Source organism: Mangrovimonas cancribranchiae (genome assembly GCF_037126245.1).
GTDB lineage: Bacteria > Bacteroidota > Bacteroidia > Flavobacteriales > Flavobacteriaceae > Mangrovimonas > Mangrovimonas cancribranchiae.
Window position 1 is genome coordinate 2,660,393 of the sequence record NZ_CP136925.1, and the last position, 23,259, is coordinate 2,683,651.

Sequence of the window (23,259 nt, forward strand, 5' to 3'; positions counted from 1 at the left end):
GCAGGCATTATTAACGCTAACAAGGTTAAAAGCAAGTGCTGCAAAAAGTACAAAAAAGGCGAAAGCAAACGCTGTGGCAAATGCCCTTGTTTTGATTTGCTTAAAAAAGTAGCATAATAAGAACTCCATTTACATTGGGTGTTAAAACTGAATTTTGTCCATCTCACCCAAATATGTTTCACCAACAGGGATTTTTTCATCTTTAATAACTACAAAATTCTTTCCCTTGCTACTTACTTTATCTATTCTAATGATATAGGAACGGTGTACTCTTAAATATTCTAAAGCATCAGGTGTTGTGGCAATAAAATCACCTATTTTACAACGAATAGTATGCGTTTTGTTTGTAGTGACAATATCTAGATAGTTGCCTTGGGCATTAATGTATAAAATACTATGAGTTGGTATTTTAAAATCCTCACCATTAGATCGGAATTTGTAAAATAACTCTTTACGTTTTAAACGTTTAACAGCCAATCGTATTAATTCTCTGGTAATATCTTGATTATAGGTCAGTACACGTATTTTAAAAAACCAATACACAAGACCAGCAAACAACAACAAACAAATGGCATAAAACCACCAACGGTTCCAGAAGGGAGGCAAAATCTTAAACGTATAGTATGTTAACAACGTGTTAGGGTTATTAAAAACTTTGGCCTTGGCTTCGAAAGTGTAATTTCCAGGAGACAGCGACGGAAAACTAATCGTTCTAGATTTGGTTTTTGTCCATATGCTGTCTACTTCTTTTAAGCGATAGTAATAATCAACATTATTGGTGTTTTTTATGGAAATGGCTTGTAACTTAAAATCTATATTGTTTTGGTTGTACTCAAGTTTGATGTTCTTGTCGTATACCCTTTCATTATTAACACTTACTTCTTTTAAGGATAGTGATTGGATGTTTAAAGCTTCCTTTTCATCTAAAACGTTTTTATTAAAATAGGCAAGTCCTTTTTTTGTGGCCACCCAAACCGTATCGTTGATGATTTCCACATCGTCAATATCATTACTAACCAAACCATCTTGTTTGGTAATGGTAGTTATGTTGAAGGTACCATCTGGTTTAAAGGATATTTTATTCAATCCTGTATTGGTACAGGCCCAAATGGTAGAATCGTTTTCAATATGCACTTCGCTTACAATACTGTTTGTAAGTCCATTATCCTTAGTAATGCTATAAATTTTATCACCATACACAACCACCCCATTACCTTGAGTAGCCAGATAAACTGTATTGTTATTGACATCTATATCGTCAATTCTGGATTTTAACAAATAGCTTGGTTGATGTGTGTAGGTACTATCGTTTTTGTGGGCATACAGTCCAGAAGACGTCCCTACTAATATCGTATTATCGTACATACAAACATCTTGGACTTTAGTGGTTAAGGGTATGCTTTTAAGACTGTCCTTGTCCTTTACAAAAAACGTATGAACCATAGATGCCAAAAGCGGGTTGGAAACCTGTTCTGGCAGTTTTGTTGCCGAAAGATAATAGGATTGGGCACTTGTTGTGTAATCAATAAGATAACCATCACCATATCCATAAACACGCTTATTATCGGCATCAAACTCCACCAATGCAGCAGTATTGTTTAGGCCTTTGTAAAATATGCTAATATTATCTTTTGAAATTTTACCAATATCTCCATTACTAAAACCGGCAAATAGATTTCCGTTGTTGTCTTTTACTAAAGACGATATGTGGTCTTCAGTTAAGACTTTTATATTGGGGTTTTTAATGTAAAACACACCAGCTTCCAATGTGCTAATCCAATACCCACCTTCACTATCTATTAGAAAATTGGAAACCGATTTATTGGGCAAGTATGTTTCGTAAATATTGCCGTGGATATCCCTTATTTCGGCACCCAAGCTATAATAACCCACAAGAAACAACTTATCATCAATAGGTTTTATACATATAGGGTATTGCTTTGTTTTTACATATTTAATGCTATTGTCTTTATTGATTATACCCAATTTCCTACCTATGAATAAGGCATATTTATCATTTAGGGTTTTAAAGTCAGCTCTAGTAGTTAAACTCTTTTCCAAGTCAAAAATCCTAATATTCTCATTTGATCTGTAGTTGTGATAAACTGAAAAGAAAACTTTGTTTTTGGGTTGATACCCCATCTTATGTGAAATTTCTTGACTGCTAGGTTTATTGAAAATCGTGTTTTTATCAAACTTTTTGTTTAGAATGCCGCCTCTGGTAATCTCAATAAACCCTGGTAAATAATAGCCCCCAACATACAAAGTGCCTTCGGCATTTACGGTAACACTTTTTATAACCGATTTTGAATTCAATTGTTCGTTAAGCAGATTATTGTATTTGTAATCTTTAAAACCATCAAATACTGTGTTAAAATAAAAGAGGCTTTGGCTATGATATTCATAACAAAATATTTGTCCGTTGTCTTGCGGATAAAAATCTAATATGGTATTGCCGGGCAAACCATCTTTGGTAGTAAAGTTTTCAAATTCGTAGCCATTGTAGCGCGACAAACCCTTATCGGTTGCAAACCAGATATACCCTAATTTATCTTGATATATATCGTACACTTCAGAGCTAGGCAATCCCTCATCTACATCAAACTGTTGATAAATATGCTCTTGAGCATAACTTAATTGTAGCCAAAAAAGGCAAACGAAAATATAACGAGTAAATTTCAATTAATCTGTTTTTAACAAATGTAATATTAATTAAAATAGCGTTTAAAAACAGGTTTTTGTGTTCGTCACTAATTTAAATGGTTTCGTCACAAACCTTTTAAAAACAACAGTTTCAAAGGCATAAAAATAAAAAGACAACTTTTATAGTTACTGCAAAATGCTTCATCACTATTTAATATGGTATTGGTCACAATCACTGGTTTTGGTTTTGGCTTTGGATTTTTCGGAAATAATTTAGTGGTACTACTAATTTTTTAAAACCCAATTACAATGAAAAAAAATCTACTTTCTTTACTTATTCTTTTTATGGTGGCCATAGGCTATTCCCAAACGTTTACTGCAACTGATAGCTACGGAAACGTATTACAATACACCGTAACATCTGCAAATACCGTTACAGCAGTGTCAGGAGGAACTTTAAATAATATAAATGTCGATATTCCCGTCACAGTTTCAAATGCAGGCACCACGTACAATGTTACAGCCATTGGTGATCATTTTTTTCAAGGAGCAGCTTCATTATCTAGTGTTAGTATTCCAAATGCTGTAACTAGTATAGGAAAGCAAGCATTTGGTAATACCAACCTTTCTAGTGTTGTTTTACCTAGCAGTTTAATTACAATAGATGAATATGCCTTTCAATACTGTCAATTACAAGGCATTACAATCCCTAATAATGTAACCAGTATTGGTATTGGTGCATTTAGAGGGAATTATTCGTTGTCAACAGTAACTACACTGGCAACAACACCTCCTATAATAATTACAGAAGCAAACAATAACGATTCGTTTGCTCTATATGGAGATCGAAGCAATATAGACTTATACATACCAGCAGGTACAACAGCTGCATATGTTACCGATACAGGAGCACTTTGGACAGGTTTTAATACTGTAACCGAAAATTTGAATGTAGGCGATACTTATGTAGATAACAATATCACTTATGAAGTGACATCAGTTGCAAATAGCACTGTTAAAGCTGTAGACTACAATACAGCTGGAGGAACCGTCGTTAATATTCCTGCAACAATACCAAATGGTTTGATAACATATAGTGTTACTGAAATTGGCGATTTTGCTTTTGATTATAAAAACTTGACTGACGTAACACTTCCAAACAGCATTGTAAATATTGGTGAGAATGCTTTTTTTAATAATGATTTATCTTCAGTGATTATACCAGATAGTGTCGTTACTATTGATGATATAGCCTTTGCACAAAACAACAATATGACCAATCTTGTTTTAGGAAATAACGTAACTAGTATAGGTGATGCTGCTTTTCGTTTTAATGCTTTAAATAACATTACTATCCCAGCAAGTGTTACCAGTATAGGTATAGTTGCATTTGGAGGTATGGGTGGAACTAATGCAATTACAGACGTTTATTGCCAGGGTATGGTGCCGCCAACAATCGCTACAAGCAGTGCGCCTAATTCAGATACTTTTAATCAGGCTCGTAGTAGTATCCACCTACATATCCCTGGAGGCACAATGGGTGCTTACGTGACTGATGCAGGAGCGTTATGGACAGGATTTAATCCTGTAACCGAAGATGCTTTGAGTGTTGGTGAGTTTCAATTAAAAAATGCCGTTAAAGTAATTACTACTGCCGAAAGTATAAAAGTGGAAACCTCCAATAACATTCGGTTAGAGAGCTACAGTATGTATACCATTTCTGGTCAAAAAATAAAAACAGGGTCAGAATCAGAAATTACAACTGGCTCAATGGCGTCGGGTATTTATATCTTAAAACTGGACTTTGATAAAGGTATGGTCTCCAAAAAGGTACTTATTAAATAAAAAATTGGCTATTAATCAATTTGAAAAACCCATTGTCTTTTTTTTTTGAAGTTTAGCATTTCTTAAAGCACACAATGGGTTTAATATTTTTATATGATAGAGTATATCCAGAAACATAAGCTAGAACTCTTTTTGCTTCTATTTTATGCGCTTATAGCATTATCTGTTTTCGGTTACTGGTTTTAACAAGAATATCTTAAATTGAAGAAAATAAAAGCATCAATGAAAAAAACATTTATTGCAATTCTATTTTTAATGATTTTAAGCTGTCAAACCAAAACCAAAAGCACACAAAGCTACTTAAGATGGGTTGGCGACATCCAGCAAAACAATGCTATTGACGATCCAGACTTTAAAGTATGTAAAGGCGATGATAACGTTCTACAATACTTCAATTTGAGTGAAGGCCCTATGTATAAAGGCGAAAAATCTTCAATTTTAGACTTATTTAAATCACAATACAAACCCTTTATCGACAATAAGCAAAATGGCTATATTAGGTTACGATTTATCATTAATTGTAAGGGGGAAGCTGGTCGGTTTAGGGTTTTACAATCCGATTACAATTATCAAGAAAAAACATTCGATAATCGCATTGTTAATCAACTCCTAACTATTACAAAAAACATCGAAAAATGGGAAATATTACATAGGGATAATATTTCAGTAGATTACTATATGTATCTTATTTTTAAAATAACTAATGGACACATAACCGAAATTTTACCATAATGAGACATCTAATTTTCACAATAGCATTGTTTTTTTCATTGTTTTTGTTTGCGCAACCCAATTGCGAAGCCTTTAAGCATTATGGAGACACCTTAAAATACAAGGCCTGTATAAAGGCCATGGAAATTAGCGGACATTATCAGTTTAGTAAGGAATATCAATCTATCCTTGATCGCGCTATAGAAATAGATTCTACATTTGATTACCCATATTGGGCAAAATCCATTGCCTATTTAAAAAGTGGCGATTTCATAACATGGAAAACACTTATTGATAAAGCTGTGGCTTTAAATCCCAAAACACATTTAGGATATAGAGGTTGGTGTCGCTATCAGTTTTTTCGAGATTATGAAGGGTTAATAGAAGATATTGAAAAACTAGATAGCTTAGTGGATTACGATATTGGTTACTCACAAAACGGCACCTATCATTTAAACATTGCCAAAGGTTTATGTTATAAAGCCATTGGCGATAAAGACAAAGCCATTACCATAATTAAAAACCAAATACAACTTAACGTTCAGGAAAATTTTGTAGGTGCTTACGACTATCTACATCTTGGCGTTCTGTATTTGGAAACAAACCAGTATGAAAAAGCTATAAACACATTTAAAAAGCAGTCTGAAAACAATGAATTGGCCGAAAACCAGTATTATTTAGCATTAACATACCGAGAATTAGATAACTTCACTAAATACACATCTTGTTTAAACAAAGCAAAGCAACTTTACATTGTAGGAAAAAGAATGTTTGACACGTATTCAAACCCAATGGATAAAATTTATCTTGAAACTATTGAAAATGAATTAAAATCCTTTCAGAAAGCAGGTATTATTACCACTAATAAAACAAAAAAGTAGCTTAACTTCTACATTAAGCTGAGTTTCTACTAGCGTTTATATTTCCAAATAACGATCTGGTCACTAACTTTTCAAATACGTCTAATTGTGCTTTATCTGGGTTGGTTTCTTTTTGTAACGTCTGAATTCTTTTTAAAGCATATTGCTGAATGGTTAACAGCGGTAAAACGATAGATTCTCTTATAGCAATCGAGGCTTTACCTGCTGGCTCTTCTTCCATAAGTTCGGTATAGTCTGTTAATTTTAAAATAAGACGTTTGGTGGTGTTATACTCTTCAAAAATAATAGTCCAAAAGTCACCAAACTCGGGATCATCTGCCATGTATTTTGTTAAATCGAAAAAGGATTTGGACAACGACATCATACTATTCTCTATTAATGTTTTAAAGAAACTCGATTCGTTATAGAGTTGTTTTACTTTATCGAACTCATTATTGTCTTCATAATGTTTTAGTGCGGTTCCTACACCAAAAAAGCCTGGCACATTTTGTTTTAATTGGCTCCAACTTCCTACAAATGGAATAGCTCTTAAATCTTCGAAAACGAGTTTGCTAGATTTTCCGCGTTTAGATGGGCGACTTCCAATATTGGTTTTTGCATAATATTTTAAGGTACTCATACGCTCTAAATAAGGCACAAACATAGGATGCGCTTTAAAGTTTGTATAAGTGTTATAACTTATTTGCGCTAAGTCGTCCATAACAGCAATATTATCTTGCGACATGCCTGAGTTAGTTTCATGCAAACGATTATGAATCCCAGAACTTATAAGTTGTTCTAAGTTGTATTGCGAAGAATCTAGTGTCCCAAAATTGGAACTTATAGTTTGTCCTTGAATGGTTAATTGCACCTCTTTATCTTCTATAGTCGGCCCAAGAGAAGCATAAAACTGGTGTGTTTTTCCACCACCACGAGCAGGAGGCCCACCACGACCATCGAAGAAAATAACCGTAACATCGTATTTACGAGACACTTCTGTTAAGCGTTCTTTGGCTTTAAAAATACCCCAATTTGCCATAAGGTAACCGCCATCTTTAGTTCCATCGGAAAAGCCTAACATAATGGTTTGTTTATTACCACGTTTTTTTAAGTGCGCTGCATAATTAGGATTGGTATATAATTCTTCCATAACGGCTGGCGCATTTTCTAAATCCTCTATGGTTTCAAATAACGGACCAATATCAACGGTTAAATCATCTTCAAATGCCACAAGCTTTAACATGGCATAAAGTTGCATGACATTTAATGTGGTTTGATTGTTACTAATTATGTATCGGTTTGCTGCTTTCTCGCCATTGGTTTGCTGAATGGTTTTTATGGCTTGAATAGTTTTTAAGGTTTTCAACACCTCATCATCTTCAAAAAGAGATAAATCAACATGGCCTTTAATTTCTGAAAGCACTTTAACTTGTTCCTTTTCGGACAACTCGTGATAATTACTTGGAAAAATAGTGCTACCGCTTTCAATAAGTTTATCTACCATGGTATTAAACACTTTGGCATGCGCACGACTATCCTGACGGATATCTAAATTAGCAAAATGAAATCCGAATAAATGCACTTTGTTGATTAAGCTATTAACTAACGACACATACAACGACTGATGGTTAGTTACAAGGCTATCGCGAATGGTTTTTAGTGCTTTTACAAAAGCATTGGCTGTTAATGTGTTGTCGTTTGGGTTATCGGTCATTTGAAGCAGCTTAGATTCTAAATCTAACACATGTTCTTCAACGCCTTTAAACGTCAATCTACGCTTTAAGGTTCTAATATCGCGATAATAGTTTTTTACAATGGTTTCTTTTAGTCTATTAGCAACTTTTAGGGTTGTTTCTGGGGTAACAAAAGGGTTTCCATCTCTATCACCACCTGGCCAAAATCCAATGTTTATAATGTCGTTTTGTACAGGTTGACCATCGAAAATATTTTCTTGTATATAATCGAAAATAGCTCCGAAAGATTGATAATAAACGTTCTCTAAATACCAAATTAAGCTTACAGCTTCATCGTAAGGTGTTGGTTTTTCGTGTTTAAAGAACGGCGTTTTTCCTAATTGCGCTAAGAGGTCGTTAATTTCTAATAGATTATTGGTTTTTATGGCTTTGGAAAGGTCGGTAATAATGCCTAAAACTTCTCCTGGATAAAACTGTGTAGGATGCGCTGTTAATACAATACGAACTTTAAACTCTTCTAAATAGGTTCTTAAAGTATCTAATTTATTTTCTGATGCTACCGATTCTTTTAAGCTTCGTAATGTACCTATTCCATCCATATTATTCACTACAGGAAAGGCGGCGTCTTCTATGGCATCAAACAAAACGACTTGACGTTCTATGTATTGTATAAACCGAAATAACAAATTAATCTGACTTTCTTCGTTACGTCGCGCTTGATATTTTTTAAAAAAAGTTTGTACAATGGTTGTAGGATCGTCGCCGTTTTTAAACCCTTTTTCGCAAGTTTCATGAAACAATGGTAATAACACGCCTGTTTTAGAAATAGTATCGAAAGGCAGCGTCATGAAGATGCTGTTATAGATTTGATATTTTGATAAAACGTTTTGCTTAAATCGTGTTAATTTTGGTTGTGTGCTCATTAAAACTGTTTTAGTTTTCTATAAAAATAGGAAACAAAGCGCAAGAACTCTAATATTATTTAAGATTTCCGTTTTTTTTAATTCGAAATCGTTTTCAATAAAAAAAGAGGCTGAAAAAAGCCTCTTTTCTTGTGTTTTATTAATTGAATTATTTCCCTAACATTAAGAGTTCGTTACAAACTATTTCGGTAGTGTAGCGTTTATTGCCATCTTTGTCTTCCCATGTTCGATTGGTTAACTTACCTTCTATAGCTATTTCCTGACCTTTGGTTACATAATTTTCTACTACTTTCACCAAGCCATTACGTACTATAATGTTGTGCCAATAGGTGCGTTCAATTTTTTGACCATCTTTGTTTTTGTAGCTATCATCTGTAGCTATTGAAAACTTGGCCATTTTGTTACCGTTTTCAAAAGTCACGAATTCTGGGTCTTGCCCTAATCTACCAATCAACTGTACTTTGTTTCTAAGCGTGTTCATAATTTATATTTTTAAGGTTAAACAGTTAATGCCATTGAACCATTTTAAGATTCAACACTACAAATATGATGTGAGTCGTTAAAAATAATCGGTTATTACTTATTTATATCCGTTTGAAGTCGTTTGAAGTCGTTTGTTAATCAATTAATATCGTATAACATTGAGGTAATTCTATGGTAGCATACTTTTTTAGTTTATATTTATATGGTATTGATTATGAAACAAATTACACTTACACCTTTACATCATAACAACGCGGCTAATATTGCTATTGGTTTTAAATACAACCATAGTATTAAGGAAGATATTCGCGAGTTTCCGCATGTATATTGGTCTAAAACACACAGAACGTTTTATGTAGCACACACAGTAAAAACACTTCATCTTTTATTTACTTATTTACGTGATAAAGGCTACTATGTAGATTACTCTGCCATGCCCAAACAGCCTAAAAAGGCTTTTAAACCAGCCAAAAAAAAGCCTGTTAAATTTAATAAAAAGCAACTATTTAATAGACTTCCTAAGAGCCATAAAATTTTACTTAATAAGTATGCCTCTTTTTTACGTGGCAAACGATTAAGCGAACAAACGGTAAGTACATATGGGTATTTTATTTTACGGTTTGCACACTACCATAGGTTATTAGCTATTAGTAAATGGGATAATTCGTGCTTGGATAAGTTTATGAGCAATGTTATGTATAATGAAAATTATAGCATAAGTAGCCACAGACAATGTGTGAGTGCTATAAAGTATTTAACAGCATTTTGCGACATGGATACTTTTGATGCTAGTGAGTTTGAACGCCCTAAACGCGATAAGAATTTACCTAAAGTAATCTCTAAAGAAGCTGTAATACGCTTAATACAGGTGACTAAAAACCTTAAACATCGTGTTATTATTTCGCTATTATATTCTGGCGGATTGCGTATTGGTGAACTACTTGCTTTACGCCCAGAAGATTTAGACTTTGAACGGCATCAAGTTTTTGTAAGGCGTGGTAAGGGCAGAAAAGATCGTATGGTTACTTTGGCTAAAGTGCTTAAACCTATGTTGGTTAATTATATACAAACCTACAGACCAAACCATTTCCTTATTGAAGGTCGTGATGGTGGACAATATCATGCCAGTTCAGTTAGACATATGCTAAAACGTTCTTGTTATATAGCTAATATCACACCTGCTATTTCACCACATGCTTTACGCCATAGTTATGCCACGCACATGCTTGAAAACGGGGTTGATTTACGCCATATTCAAAGTTTATTAGGGCATACAAAACCTGAAACTACTATGATATACACTCATGTGGCTAAGGAGGATTTAATGCGTATAAGTAATCCTTTAGATGCTACTGTTAAGGGATTAAAGAATTATAGTTATCCAGACAAAAAAGTCACGATATCCGGAAAATAGACTGTTTAAATGCGTATATTAGTGCGCATATAACGAGTTATCAGCAATAACAAACCTCAACACAGCACCTCAACTGCGCCACGCTTATTTCGGTGCGTGTTTCGGAATTGATACGAAAATCCGCATTTTTGCCAACAAAAAGGCTACCCGATTTTCTAATTGCTGATAACGAGTCGCAGATACCAAAAGAAAAACCTTGCAAGGCTACGCCTTGACTTAATATTAATTAAAAAATTAAAATAATGAGAACAATTGAGGTTACTGGCACAAATAATCAAAAAATTACAATTATTATCGATAAAATCGAATATATAAGTCAAACGGTTGATGATAGTGACACCACTATTATTCAAACTAGTAGTTCTTTAATTAGAACTTATGAATCATACGAAAAAATAATACAATTAATTAATAGTTGATTTAGCATCTAAATTTTCACATAATAACATTAATGCTCTTTTACTGTCTTTTAGATTTTTGTCTTTTACGACATTGTAAAGTTCATTAATCAATTGTACTTGATTCTTAGATAATGGTGTTTCACTAGGTGAAACACTAATTTTTAATTTTAAATCCATAATTGTTTGCTTATTATTAATATTCATTTTTAATTCAATCTTTGTTTTTAACCGATAAAAAAGCTAGTTTGCGGTTAAAATAACAGCAGATAACATCAGATATGTTTCATTGCTACGCAATTGGTTTTTCTTTTGTTCGTTGCTCTTAAAACTTCTACCACTTTAAAGTAAACTTTACGTGGCACGTTTTCCGCAACGAAGCATATCTGCGACTCGTTATCAGCAATAACAAACCTCAACACAGCACCTCAACTGCGCCACGCTTATTTCGGTGCGTGTTTCGGAATTGATACGAAAATCCGCATTTTTGCCAACAAAAAGGCTACCCGATTTTCTAATTGCTGATAACGAGTCGCAGATACCAAAAGAAAAACCTTGCAAGGCTACGCCTTGACTTAATATTAATTAAAAAATTAAAATAATGAGAACAATTGAGGTTACTGGCACAAATAATCAAAAAATTACAATTATTATCGATAAAATCGAATATATAAGTCAAACGGTTGATGATAGTGACACCACTATTATTCAAACTAGTAGTTCTTTAATTAGAACTTATGAATCATACGAAAAAATAATACAATTAATTAATAGTTGATTTAGCATCTAAATTTTCACATAATAACATTAATGCTCTTTTACTGTCTTTTAGATTTTTGTCTTTTACGACATTGTAAAGTTCATTAATCAATTGTACTTGATTCTTAGATAATGGTGTTTCACTAGGTGAAACACTAATTTTTAATTTTAAATCCATAATTGTTTGCTTATTATTAATATTCATTTTTAATTCAATCTTTGTTTTTAACCGATAAAAAAGCTAGTTTGCGGTTAAAATAACAGCAGATAACATCAGATATGTTTCATTGCTACGCAATTGGTTTTTCTTTTGTTCGTTGCTCTTAAAACTTCTACCACTTTAAAGTAAACTTTACGTGGCACGTTTTCCGCAACGAAGCATATCTGCGACTCGTTATCAGCAATAACAAACCTCAACACAGCACCTCAACTGCGCCACGCTTATTTCGGTGCGTGTTTCGGAATTGATACGAAAATCCGCATTTTTGCCAACAAAAAGGCTACCCGATTTTCTAATTGCTGATAACGAGTCGCAGATACCAAAAGAAAAACCTTGCAAGGCTACGCCTTGACTTAATATTAATTAAAAAATTAAAATAATGAGAACAATTGAGGTTACTGGCACAAATAATCAAAAAATTACAATTATTATCGATAAAATCGAATATATAAGTCAAACGGTTGATGATAGTGACACCACTATTATTCAAACTAGTAGTTCTTTAATTAGAACTTATGAATCATACGAAAAAATAATACAATTAATTAATAGTTGATTTAGCATCTAAATTTTCACATAATAACATTAATGCTCTTTTACTGTCTTTTAGATTTTTGTCTTTTACGACATTGTAAAGTTCATTAATCAATTGTACTTGATTCTTAGATAATGGTGTTTCACTAGGTGAAACACTAATTTTTAATTTTAAATCCATAATTGTTTGCTTATTATTAATATTCATTTTTAATTCAATCTTTGTTTTTAACCGATAAAAAAGCTAGTTTGCGGTTAAAATAACAGCAGATAACATCAGATATGTTTCATTGCTACGCAATTGGTTTTTCTTTTGTTCGTTGCTCTTAAAACTTCTACCACTTTAAAGTAAACTTTACGTGGCACGTTTTCCGCAACGAAGCATATCTGCGACTCGTTGTACACAAGCTCAGAAAAGCCAACCGCACAGTCAAGCACATTTCATTTTGCTCGTACCTCACAAAATAAAAAGAGCTTGCCTTTTTCCACCGCTGATTGAAAATAAAACCGAAAGTTGATATAAAAATCGCAATTTATTTTTACATTTGCTAAAAATGGGTCAAATGACAAGTTTCGGAAATTATATTAAGACTGAAAGAGAAAAACGAGAATGGACACAAACCGAACTCGGAACTAAAATCGGAATCAATACAAGTGCTATTTGTAGAATTGAAAATGGAAGTCAAAAATTCAGTAAATCTAAATTGAAAAAACTTGCTGAATTATTTCAAACTGATTTACAAATTGTTACCGATTTATTTTTTGCTGACAAATTTGTAAAAGAAGCTTTAAAATACAAATGTTCTGAATCCATTTTTTCTGTAGCAGAAGATACTGCAAACTATTACAGGAATGTGAATGTAAAACAAGGAAAATTAGAATTATGAAAAAACCATTAACATATATTAGCCTTTTCAGTAGTGCTGGTGTTGGATGCTATGGCTTCAAACTTAATGGTTTTGAATGTATTGCTACTAACGAACTACTTACTAAAAGACTTAAAATACAAGCTTTTAACAACAAATGTAAATACGAAAGTGGATACATTGATGGAGATATTACCAAGCAAGAAGTTAAACAAAAACTTCTGAATGAATTAAAGTTTTGGCAAGAGAAACATAAAATTAAAACACCAGATGTTTTAATAGCAACGCCACCTTGTCAAGGTATGTCTGTTGCTAATCACAAAAAAAATGACGAAATATCAAGAAATTCTTTAGTTGTTGAATCAATAAAATTAACAAATAAGATTCTTCCAAAATATTTTGTCTTTGAAAATGTCCGAGCATTTTTAAATACTACTTGTACAGACATTGATGGAGTTGTAAAACCAATAAAACAAGCCATTAAATATAATCTTGGAGGCAATTATAATATCTTATACAAAATTATAAACTTCAAAGAATATGGTTCTAATTCAAGTAGGACAAGAACATTAGTTATTGGAGTAAGAAAAGATATTCCAAATATAACACCTTATGATATTTTCCCTAAAAAGCAAAAATCAAAAACCTTACGTCAGTTAATTGGAGATTTACCTTCATTGACAGAAATGGGTGAAATTTCAAATGACATTTTTCATTCTTACAGAGAGTTTGACCAAAGAATGCTACCTTGGATTGAAAATTTAGAAGAAGGTCAATCAGCATTTGATAATTCCGAACCTGAAAGAATCCCTCACAGAATTATTAACGGAGAAGTTGTTTACAACAAGAGTAAAAATGGAGATAAATATGCTCGTTGGTATTGGGATAAAGAAGGTCCTTGTGTTCATACAAGAAATGATATTTTAGCAAGTCAAAATACAGTTCATCCATCAGATAATAGAGTATTTTCAATAAGAGAATTAATGAGAATGTTATCAATTCCAGAATCTTTTGAATGGTCACATATTAAAACTGATAAGCTTAATGAGTTTACTGAATTAGAGAAAAAGGCTTTCTTAAAAAAAGAAGAACTTAATATTAGACATTGTTTAGGAGAAGCAGTTCCAACTGGAGTTTTCAAAAATATTGCTTCTAATATTAAAAAAGCTAATAAAAATGAAAGTCTGTCTTTATCACAAATTAAATCTCTTGAAGAAGAATTCAAGCTAAATGAAACTGATAATATTGTAAGTTTCATAAATACAAACTTTAAAAACTATTCTTTAGATAATATTTTTTTAATAGCAGAGCATTCAAATTCGGAAAGATTAAAAACAAGTGCCTATTTTACAAGAAAAGATATTGCTTATTCTGTAATAAAAGATTTACCAGAACTAAAAAAGAAAAAGAAAATAAGAATTCTTGAACCATCTGTTGGAGTTGGTAATTTCATTCCATTGTTATTTGAAAAATATGAAAACAAAGACGAAGTAATTCTTGATGTTTGCGATATTGACAACAATTCATTGCAAATTTTAAAGACAATTTTGTCAAAAATTAAAGTTCCAAAAAACTTTAAAATCAATTTCAAACACACTGATTTTCTACTTTGGAATTGTAAGACAAAATACGATATTGTTGTTGGTAATCCACCATATGGAAAAGTAACAAAGAACAAAGAGTTATTGGGCTTATATAAGTTTAAAGCTCAAAATTCTGACACTAATAATATATTTTCCTTTTTTATCGAAAAGTCATTGCGTTTAGGAAATCATGTTTCTTTAATAGTACCTAAAAGCTTATTAAATGCACCTGAATTTAATAAAACAAGAGATGTATTAAAAAGTTGCGATTTAAAGAAAATTTGCGACTATGGAGAAAAAGCTTTTAAAGGTGTAAAGATTGAAACAGTAAGTTTTTTATGTTCTTCTTCTGTTTCAACAAGTGATAAAGTTATAATAGAAAGTTACATAAAAAACTCGTACAAAAAGGAAAGTAAAGGTTATATTTTTTCTGATAAATTTCCTTATTGGTTAATTTATCGGGATGCAAGTTTTGATAATGTTGTTTCGAAAATGAAGCTTGATATTTTTAATAGTTTCAGGGATAGGCAAATCACAAAATCAATCACTCAAAATAAAGGTAAAGTAAGAGTTTTAAAATCAAGAAATATTGGTAATAATGAAGTAAAGGAAATTGATGGCTATGATTGTTACGTTGATGAAATTGAAGAACTTGCAGTTTCCAAATTCTACAACGAATCTGATGTAGTAATGGTTCCAAATCTAACTTATTACCCAAGAGCAAGTTTTTTACCAAAAAATACAATTACTGATGGTTCAGTTGCTTTATTGACTTTAAAAAATGGAAGTCGTTTACCTACTGAACAGGATTTAGAATTTTATAGCACAGAAGAATTTGAAAACTATTATAGAGTTGCAAGAAATTACGGAACAAGGTCTTTAAATATTGACAACAACTCTGTATTTTTCTTTGGTTTATTAAAGGAAATTTAAATAATGAGAGAACAAATAAATAATTTTTTTGAACAGTTCGATTTTGATGTTCGAAAATCCAATAATGCAAGGTTTGTTGACCAAAAATGTACACCTGACATTGTTTGTTTTATGGCTGATTGCGTACTGAATATGATTGCAACAAAACCAGTATTTGTTATAAGTGATATTTGGGAAACACAATATTTCATTCAAAATAGCAGAGTTATTTTTAATAAGCCTTGGGCAAATGATAAGAAAGCATACAATGAATATAACAAAGTACTTTCGCAACCACTTAAATTGTTGGCATATTCAAGGTTACTTAATGTGAAAAAAGTAAGTAGGTCGCTAACTTTTTCAGTAAACAATGAAGAACTTTTAGATTATGTGTCACGGAAAGATAGAAACGCTTACAATTTTTTATACTGCTACTTCACAAAAGTCTTAAGCGACAGTGGTTTTATAAAATATTTAGAAGAGTATAAAGTCGAATGTTCAAGAAATTTGACTAATGCAAGAGAGTACTTATATGAAAAATATTTCCGTTTTATTTCTGGAAATACACCAACACAGTCGAGACTTGATATTCGTAGAATGTTTCACAAAGTATTAAACATTTATGCTGTAGAGCATAATATTCCAGGTAGTAATGGAAAGTATGCTATGACTTTCTCTGAAACTATGTACAATAAGAAAAACTGGAGAGATTTAAACAAGGAAAAATCTGTTACACGAAAAGAAGCATTAAGCGAAAAAGACACCGAAAAGCAAGAAGCAATTAATGCCTATTATGTACAAAAAGCTATTGCTGTAATCAGAAAAACACATAAAGAAAGTGAAGTTAAAGACCAATGGGGAATTGGAGAAGCAACACAAGTACATCATATTTTCACAAGAGCAGAATTTCCAGAACTTGCCCATTATGTCGAGAATCTTATATTATTGACAGCAACTCAACATAATACAAAAGCTCACCCAAATAATAAAACACAGCAAATTAATAAAGATTATCAATTAACGTGTTTATTGGCGAAATCCGATAGTATTGAAAAATCTCTCAAAAAAGGAGAATTTGTATATCGAAAGGAATCTTTTGTTTACGTTATAAACACAGGCTTATCTGAATCATTGGAAATTGACCTTGATTTTAGAGACATTAAACGAGAATTGAGTAGAATTTATAACGCAGCTTAAAAATAACAATTATGTATCAACCAACATTTGGAACAGACAATCCAATACAATTTGAAAATCCAGAAATTTATTATGAAACTTTGGGTTTTTTAGCAAAATCTGACGGCACAAGTGCAATTACTTGGGAGAATAATCAAAATCAAGGAGCAAGGTCTTATGAAGTAAGAGTTCAATGCTATAATAATATAGAAAACTATCCTTTGCCTCTATCTCGTAAATTCACAGCAGGAACAGGAAGAAGTATTCATAGGATAAATGCTACAGCATTTTTAGAAGATTTACTGAATAATCACAATTTTCAAGAGGGAGAAGTTCAAGACATTGATGCCATTAGGAATTCAATACCCGAACAATATAGAGAAGACTTTGACAGAGGATTAGCATTATAATTGCCAACGCTTAAAGCCATACACTTTTGCAATTCGCTACAGCCAATGCTCAACCAAAAATTGCAAAAGAGTATGTCTTTGCCAACACTGAATGACAATCTGAACGGAAAAAGCCAGTGTACAACAACGTATATAAAAAATAGCGGTTTTAGTGCTTAAACGAAAGATAAATAATAAAATAAAGGTCAGCTATAATCCGAAAAGTTAGTGCTTAAAAATCCGCTACTTTTCATATACAAGACCGTTAGGCACAATTTGAAAACTGAATAGAAAATAAAAACAGAATTTTATAAATGGAACAAATAAAAGAAAAGGAATTAACCTGGAATGAGTTTATAAAAGTTGAAATGAGAGTGGGGACTATTATTTCTGCCGAGCAATTTAAAGAAGTGCGTAACCCAGCTTACAAAATGATTATAGATTTTGGTGAATTAGGAACTAAAAAAACTTCTGCACAGATAACCAAACTTTATAATGCTGATAAATTAATTGGAAAGCAAGTAATTGCGGTAGTTAACTTTCCCCCTAAACAAATTGCTAATATAATGAGTGAATGTTTAGTCTTGGGCGGGGTTGGAGAAAACAAAGAAGTTACCTTAATTCAACCTGACCGAAAAGTGGAAAATGGAACTAAAATCGGATAAAAACTGTGCCTAACAATGGCTATAAGTAATTGCTTGTTCTCGCCTACTTCTGAAAATCCTCGCGGATTTTCAGTTTGGTGTGTACTTGCTAAGTTAACCGCTAAACCACGCAACTACTCATAGCCGAGACCGTTGCAAACAATAGCTCCGAAAAATCGCAGAAGCGATTTAAAATCTTTACGGTGCGAAAATCTGACTCAAAAATGTAAAATATTACGTGGACTTTTAGCAGGACGCACAAAAACTAAAAGAATTGAAATTTAAAAACTGTTCGCAAACAAAACGCAAATAACACGCTGAATGAAAAATAAAGAAAATCAAAATTTCCAAGCATCGCGTTGAACTTACTCAAACCATAAAATGAAAAAAATATATTACAAATTCTCTGAACGTGACTAGTAACACGTGTCGCTACATTTTGCAACAACGTGTAACGCATATTGCTTCTGATTTTCCGCATCGGAAAATCCTCGCAAACGAAAAATGTCTTATTTTTTAACTAACTTTACTACCTAACGCCGCAACACTCGTTACACAAACCCGTTGTGTGTCATTTGAGAAAAAATGAGAAACCATTTAATAATCTTACTTCTAATTCTAACTTCTTGCAATTCTGATAAAATTGACAAAGCGGAATTTAATGACTTTTCGGATATCGAAATTCGTTATCGAACTGGAGATGAAAGAATTGAATTTTACTCAATGGAAATTTTTAAAAGCGGAGAAAAAATAAAAGCTATTAAAAAAAGCCCGTTTTATTATTATGGTTCTGGAACTGACTCAACTTGGACAACCGAAATTGGAAAATCTGACTTAAAATTAATAACTGAATTTATAAATAAAGCCAAATCGATTAAAGATACTTGTTCGTTTAATTCTTCATCAATTGATTACTACGATATAAAAACCAATGGAAAAGAAATTAAAATCGTTGGGAATTGTGAGTGGAACGGAATTGACTACGATAGTTTGGAAAGTAAAATATTTAAACACAAGTTTATTGAATTAGAAAAAAAACGAAAAATCGTAGCTGATTCTTTGGCAAGGAGTTTTAATGGAATTTGGGACGTTTCTGGTTGGGAAAATGGAGTTCTAAAAAACAGGAATTTAGTTTTGACAAGAACAACAGAAAAGGAACCAAAAATTGACGGAATTTATCGCTGGACTTTTGAAAAGGAAAAAGAAGTGGAATTCAAAGAAAAATTAGACATTGACGAAGGAAGTACATTAATCGAAATTGGAGCTTCGACATATAAAGTACTGAATATCGAAAATGACAAAATTGAATTAAAATATTTGTGGTAAAAAAAACGCCACACAACAACGGCTATAATTCATTGCGGCTGAATTCCTAATCGGAATTCAACACAATTTTGCTATCTTTCGGCTACGGCGGAAAGAATCCTGCGGATTTTTCCGCAACGAAATCATAGCCAAAACCGTTATCAGCAATAACAAACCTCAACACAGCACCTCAACTGCGCCACGCTTATTTCGGTGCGTGTTTCGGAATTGATACGAAAATCCGCATTTTTGCCAACAAAAAGGCTACCCGATTTTCTAATTGCTGATAACGAGTCGCAGATACCAAAAGAAAAACCTTGCAAGGCTACGCCTTGACTTAATATTAATTAAAAAATTAAAATAATGAGAACAATTGAGGTTACTGGCACAAATAATCAAAAAATTACAATTATTATCGATAAAATCGAATATATAAGTCAAACGGTTGATGATAGTGACACCACTATTATTCAAACTAGTAGTTCTTTAATTAGAACTTATGAATCATACGAAAAAATAATACAATTAATTAATAGTTGATTTAGCATCTAAATTTTCACATAATAACATTAATGCTCTTTTACTGTCTTTTAGATTTTTGTCTTTTACGACATTGTAAAGTTCATTAATCAATTGTACTTGATTCTTAGATAATGGTGTTTCACTAGGTGAAACACTAATTTTTAATTTTAAATCCATAATTGTTTGCTTATTATTAATATTCATTTTTAATTCAATCTTTGTTTTTAACCGATAAAAAAGCTAGTTTGCGGTTAAAATAACAGCAGATAACATCAGATATGTTTCATTGCTACGCAATTGGTTTTTCTTTTGTTCGTTGCTCTTAAAACTTCTACCACTTTAAAGTAAACTTTACGTGGCACGTTTTCCGCAACGAAGCATATCTGCGACTCGTTAGCTTGCATTTAAAAAATATCACAGCTTAAATAGTGAAATTTGCGATTGAAAATCAGAGCGTTGAAAGTAAGTTACAATGATGAAAAATTAGTTTTTTAAAATGAAAATTTATTCCTGAAATAGCAGCTGAATGAAAAAAAACCGAACGGATTGCGCTGAATAAACTCAAGTTAATTAATGAATTAACTTTAGAATTCGATACTAAAATTAAAATCAATCTGAACGGAAATTACAATGTTGAGTAAGTTTTGGAATTTGGAATCCACAAAAATAATTAAATTTCAGTTTTTAATTGGGAATTGTAAATTTACAATAATATAAAAATTATAAATTCTTAAAAATGGAAAAACAGAATAAAATTTTGCTTTATATATCTTGTTTCATTTTGGCCTATTGGTTTATGACTAAGTTGGTTAATTTATATGATTATGCAGTTATAGGTGCTATTTATGAATTGACGGCTATAATTATTGTAATTTCCACTTTTTTGATGCCTATTTTAGCTTTGATATTTTGGATTAAATCAAAATTTTCCACAAATATCAAAATTCTTTCTCCAATAATTATTTCAATTATCAGTATTTTGATTATGATTTATTTTCCTTTTTTATATGACAATTAATACTAAGTGATTGAAATCCAGTAGTAATATTAGCTTTTGTTAAATATTGAAAGTTAATTGAACAAAATGAAAATTGAATCGTCAAATCACAACTTAATAAAGAACTAAACCTAGAATAGATTGCGCAGAGTAAATTCAAGCCGATTAACGAATTAAGTGTTGAATTTCAGAATTTGGTAATAAATCGAAAATCAATTATCATTTTGTAATTTGAAACTTTAGGTTTTAAATAAACATTCGATTGACAAGCAGAATGGCGAATTGTTTACATAGATAAAAAGGTTGAACCTAAAAAAAAACTCTGAACTGAATAACAACATAGAGGATAAAAACGCAAGCTAACAGCGCATATAGTTTATTGCGGAGTTAGTGCTATACCCAAAGTTTTTGTATTTTTAAAATCGTAAAACTTTAACCGAAAAAATTGCACCCTTTTGCCCGCCACAAACCATATACGCAAACCGTTGGCAACAAGCTGAAAACTCGCTCATTTGAATAAAACGAAAAGAAATAAATTAATCATTTTCCCAATCCTATTGATATTAGGATTTTTTCTGTTTTATAAATTTATGACTTACGACAGAAATTACACTTGGTCAAAAGAATACTCATTTGAAGTTGTAAACGCTGTAAAAAGTCTGGATTTTGAATTTCAAAAGTCGGAGAAAATAAATACTGAAAACATTAAACTACCGAATGAAAAGTGGATTAAACTCAAAATCCAAAAAATGTTGAGTAAAGTAGACTTAATGAGTTACGGAAAGGAATTTGGAGAAAAAATAACGCTGAATTCAACTAAATCAGAACAGTTACTAATTTGCAAAGGTTGGTGTTTGAGCGACCATTTAATCGGAATTGAAATTGAGCATAAAAATATTGACTCAAAAACATTAGAAAAAATAAAACAACGATTTGAAAGCCAGTTTCCGAATTATAAATTAATTTGGACTGAATTATAAACTGAAAAAATAAAGCCAGTTGCCAACAACGTGTATAGCTCATTGCGGCTGAATTCCTGATCGGAATTCATTGCAATTCACTACCTTTGGGTTACGGCGGAAAATCCTCAGCGGATTTCCCGCAACGAGCCATACACAAATACGTTGCCAGTAATATGAAAAAAATTCTGCTAATATTAATAATTCTGTTTTCGTTTGAACTTTATTCACAAGAAATAATAAAGTTTTCAGATGCGGAATTTGAATTTTGTCTGACAAAAAAATGCGGAAAAACTGACTGTGAAATAACTAAAATTGAGGTTCTGAAAAATGGAATCTTAAAGCAAACAATAAAACCGAGCGAAAACTATTTCAGCAAAACATTTCCAAACGACCAACTTTTCGCAATTGAGGATATGAATTTTGACGGAAAAATGGATTTTAGGCTAATGGAATTTCTTCCAGCTGGACCGAATGTTCCTTTTCTATTTTGGATTTATAATCCGACAAATGAACTCTTTGAAGAAAACAAAGATTACGGAGAAATAACTTCGCCTGAATTTGATTACGGAAAAAAACAAATTAATTCGACTTGGAGAAACGGTTGTTGCGAACACGGACGAGACGTTTATGAATTGACAAACGGAATTCCAAAATTGACTGAACGATTTGTTATTGGACATAATTCGGAGGACAAAGAATATTACGAACATTGGAAAGTTGAAAACGGAGAATTAAAACTAATCGAAAAGACAGTTGAATAAAATACTACTGGCAACAATGTATAACCGCAATTACGGCGGATTCGACTACGTCCGAATCCACTCGGAATTGCTAAAGCCTGTGCTAAACCGAAAAATTTGCGTACTTTAACCCGTAACTGACGGTTATACAAGACCGTTGTGCAACATTTGAAAAATGACGCTAATTTTAGAAAATACAAACCAAGTTGAATCTCACACAAATCTTTATGAGATAATTGAACCATTTGAAAAGGAGTTTTCAGAATTAAATTGGTTATTAACAAATCAAGATTATCAAATTTTTGATTATGAAGACAAAGGAGAAATTGAAAAACTGGATTTTGAATCGGACAAAATAACTTTTAGCGGAACTGAACTCTTGAAAATCATCAAGAACCGTAAAATTGATTTTATTTGGTGTGTATTCTGCGGATTTAAAAATGACATTCCGAACTTAAAAAAATCGGAATTACCATATGCGGATTTAAACTCTGATATCTGGAATAAACCAAATGAATTTCTAAACAAACAAAGCGAAATTGAAATTATAAGTTTTGACGGAACAGCAACAATTTTTAAAACAAAAAACAAGGAAATTGAGAATAAGTTTCGCAAAAAATTTACAGATGCGATTGAATTAAAAAAAACGTTGCACAACAATGTATAACCGCAATTACGG

Annotated in this window: 21 protein-coding genes; 14 read left to right on the forward strand and 7 right to left on the reverse strand. The window is 31.9% G+C overall.

Annotated elements, in window-relative coordinates; genetic code table 11:
• Positions 1-141: 141 nt before the first annotated feature.
• Positions 142-2,682 (reverse strand): two-component regulator propeller domain-containing protein, encoded by a 2,541-nt coding sequence (locus R3L15_RS12230; RefSeq protein WP_338731998.1) that lies wholly within the window; start codon positions 2,680-2,682, stop codon positions 142-144.
• A gap of 270 nt (positions 2,683-2,952) precedes the next feature.
• On the opposite strand from R3L15_RS12230, the gene R3L15_RS12235 reads away from it, so the two are divergent.
• From R3L15_RS12235 to R3L15_RS12245, 3 genes are all read left to right on the forward strand, one after another.
• Entirely contained in the window at positions 2,953-4,488 is a 1,536-nt protein-coding gene (locus tag R3L15_RS12235; RefSeq protein WP_338732000.1) for a leucine-rich repeat domain-containing protein, read from the forward strand.
• A gap of 222 nt (positions 4,489-4,710) precedes the next feature.
• Entirely contained in the window at positions 4,711-5,220 is a 510-nt protein-coding gene (locus R3L15_RS12240) for a hypothetical protein (RefSeq protein ID WP_338732001.1), read from the forward strand.
• Positions 5,220-6,080 (forward strand): tetratricopeptide repeat protein, encoded by an 861-nt coding sequence (locus R3L15_RS12245; RefSeq protein WP_338732002.1) that lies wholly within the window; start codon positions 5,220-5,222, stop codon positions 6,078-6,080. The genes R3L15_RS12240 and R3L15_RS12245 overlap by 1 nt, the downstream gene beginning before the upstream one ends.
• Before the next feature lie 13 nt (positions 6,081-6,093).
• On the opposite strand, the gene R3L15_RS12250 is transcribed toward R3L15_RS12245, so the two are convergent.
• Both R3L15_RS12250 and R3L15_RS12255 read right to left on the reverse strand, forming a co-directional pair.
• Entirely contained in the window at positions 6,094-8,676 is a 2,583-nt protein-coding gene (locus tag R3L15_RS12250; protein WP_338732003.1) for a phosphoenolpyruvate carboxylase, read from the reverse strand.
• Between the two features lie 148 nt (positions 8,677-8,824).
• Complete coding sequence (locus R3L15_RS12255) at positions 8,825-9,157, reverse strand: single-stranded DNA-binding protein (protein ID WP_338732004.1); 333 nt, start codon at positions 9,155-9,157, stop codon at positions 8,825-8,827.
• A 216-nt stretch (positions 9,158-9,373) separates the two neighbouring features.
• On the opposite strand from R3L15_RS12255, the gene R3L15_RS12260 reads away from it, so the two are divergent.
• Entirely contained in the window at positions 9,374-10,573 is a 1,200-nt protein-coding gene (locus tag R3L15_RS12260; protein WP_338732006.1) for a tyrosine-type recombinase/integrase, read from the forward strand.
• Between the two features lie 404 nt (positions 10,574-10,977).
• Here the strand turns inward: R3L15_RS12260 and R3L15_RS12265 are convergent, their stop codons facing one another.
• The 3 genes from R3L15_RS12265 to R3L15_RS12275 form a co-directional block, all read right to left on the reverse strand.
• Positions 10,978-11,178: a hypothetical protein gene (locus tag R3L15_RS12265; protein ID WP_338731368.1), complete on the reverse strand. Its 201-nt coding sequence runs from the start codon at positions 11,176-11,178 to the stop codon at positions 10,978-10,980.
• Positions 11,179-11,734: 556 nt separating this feature from the next.
• Positions 11,735-11,935, reverse strand: a complete 201-nt coding sequence (locus R3L15_RS12270; RefSeq protein ID WP_338731368.1) for a hypothetical protein — start codon at positions 11,933-11,935, stop codon at positions 11,735-11,737.
• A 556-nt stretch (positions 11,936-12,491) separates the two neighbouring features.
• Positions 12,492-12,692 (reverse strand): hypothetical protein, encoded by a 201-nt coding sequence (locus R3L15_RS12275; RefSeq protein WP_338731368.1) that lies wholly within the window; start codon positions 12,690-12,692, stop codon positions 12,492-12,494.
• Between the two features lie 355 nt (positions 12,693-13,047).
• Here R3L15_RS12275 and R3L15_RS12280 point away from each other — a divergent pair, with 355 nt between their 5' ends.
• The 6 genes from R3L15_RS12280 to R3L15_RS12305 all read left to right on the forward strand — a co-directional run bounded on the left by R3L15_RS12280 (position 13,048) and on the right by R3L15_RS12305 (position 19,380).
• On the forward strand, positions 13,048-13,371 hold the full coding sequence (locus R3L15_RS12280) for a helix-turn-helix domain-containing protein (protein ID WP_116770141.1): 324 nt from the start codon (positions 13,048-13,050) through the stop codon (positions 13,369-13,371).
• Positions 13,368-15,866, forward strand: a complete 2,499-nt coding sequence (locus tag R3L15_RS12285) for a DNA cytosine methyltransferase (protein WP_338732008.1) — start codon at positions 13,368-13,370, stop codon at positions 15,864-15,866. Before R3L15_RS12280 ends, R3L15_RS12285 begins: the two co-directional genes overlap by 4 nt.
• A 3-nt stretch (positions 15,867-15,869) precedes the next feature.
• A complete protein-coding gene (locus R3L15_RS12290; protein WP_338732009.1) occupies positions 15,870-17,042 on the forward strand; it encodes a hypothetical protein in 1,173 nt (390 codons plus the stop codon).
• A gap of 11 nt (positions 17,043-17,053) precedes the next feature.
• Complete coding sequence (locus R3L15_RS12295; RefSeq protein WP_338732011.1) at positions 17,054-17,431, forward strand: hypothetical protein; 378 nt, start codon at positions 17,054-17,056, stop codon at positions 17,429-17,431.
• A gap of 293 nt (positions 17,432-17,724) precedes the next feature.
• The gene (locus tag R3L15_RS12300) at positions 17,725-18,075 is read left to right on the forward strand and encodes a tRNA-binding protein (RefSeq protein ID WP_338732012.1); all 351 of its coding nucleotides are present in this window, start codon (positions 17,725-17,727) and stop codon (positions 18,073-18,075) included.
• Between the two features lie 564 nt (positions 18,076-18,639).
• Entirely contained in the window at positions 18,640-19,380 is a 741-nt protein-coding gene (locus tag R3L15_RS12305) for a hypothetical protein (protein ID WP_338732013.1), read from the forward strand.
• Positions 19,381-19,884: 504 nt separating this feature from the next.
• Here R3L15_RS12305 and R3L15_RS12310 read toward each other — a convergent pair.
• On the reverse strand, positions 19,885-20,085 hold the full coding sequence (locus R3L15_RS12310) for a hypothetical protein (protein WP_338731368.1): 201 nt from the start codon (positions 20,083-20,085) through the stop codon (positions 19,885-19,887).
• Between the two features lie 532 nt (positions 20,086-20,617).
• On the opposite strand from R3L15_RS12310, the gene R3L15_RS12315 reads away from it, so the two are divergent.
• The 4 genes from R3L15_RS12315 (at position 20,618) to R3L15_RS12330 (ending at position 23,247) form a co-directional block, all read left to right on the forward strand.
• Positions 20,618-20,899, forward strand: coding sequence for a hypothetical protein (locus R3L15_RS12315; protein ID WP_338732014.1), 282 nt, complete (start codon positions 20,618-20,620; stop codon positions 20,897-20,899).
• 491 nt (positions 20,900-21,390) lie between these two features.
• Entirely contained in the window at positions 21,391-21,858 is a 468-nt protein-coding gene (locus tag R3L15_RS12320) for a hypothetical protein (protein WP_338732015.1), read from the forward strand.
• 155 nt (positions 21,859-22,013) lie between these two features.
• Positions 22,014-22,601 carry an XAC2610-related protein gene (locus tag R3L15_RS12325; protein WP_338732016.1) on the forward strand — a complete coding sequence of 196 codons (588 nt, stop codon included), beginning with the start codon at positions 22,014-22,016 and terminating at the stop codon, positions 22,599-22,601.
• 154 nt (positions 22,602-22,755) lie between these two features.
• The gene (locus R3L15_RS12330) at positions 22,756-23,247 is read left to right on the forward strand and encodes a hypothetical protein (protein ID WP_223077106.1); all 492 of its coding nucleotides are present in this window, start codon (positions 22,756-22,758) and stop codon (positions 23,245-23,247) included.
• Positions 23,248-23,259: the final 12 nt, after the last annotated feature.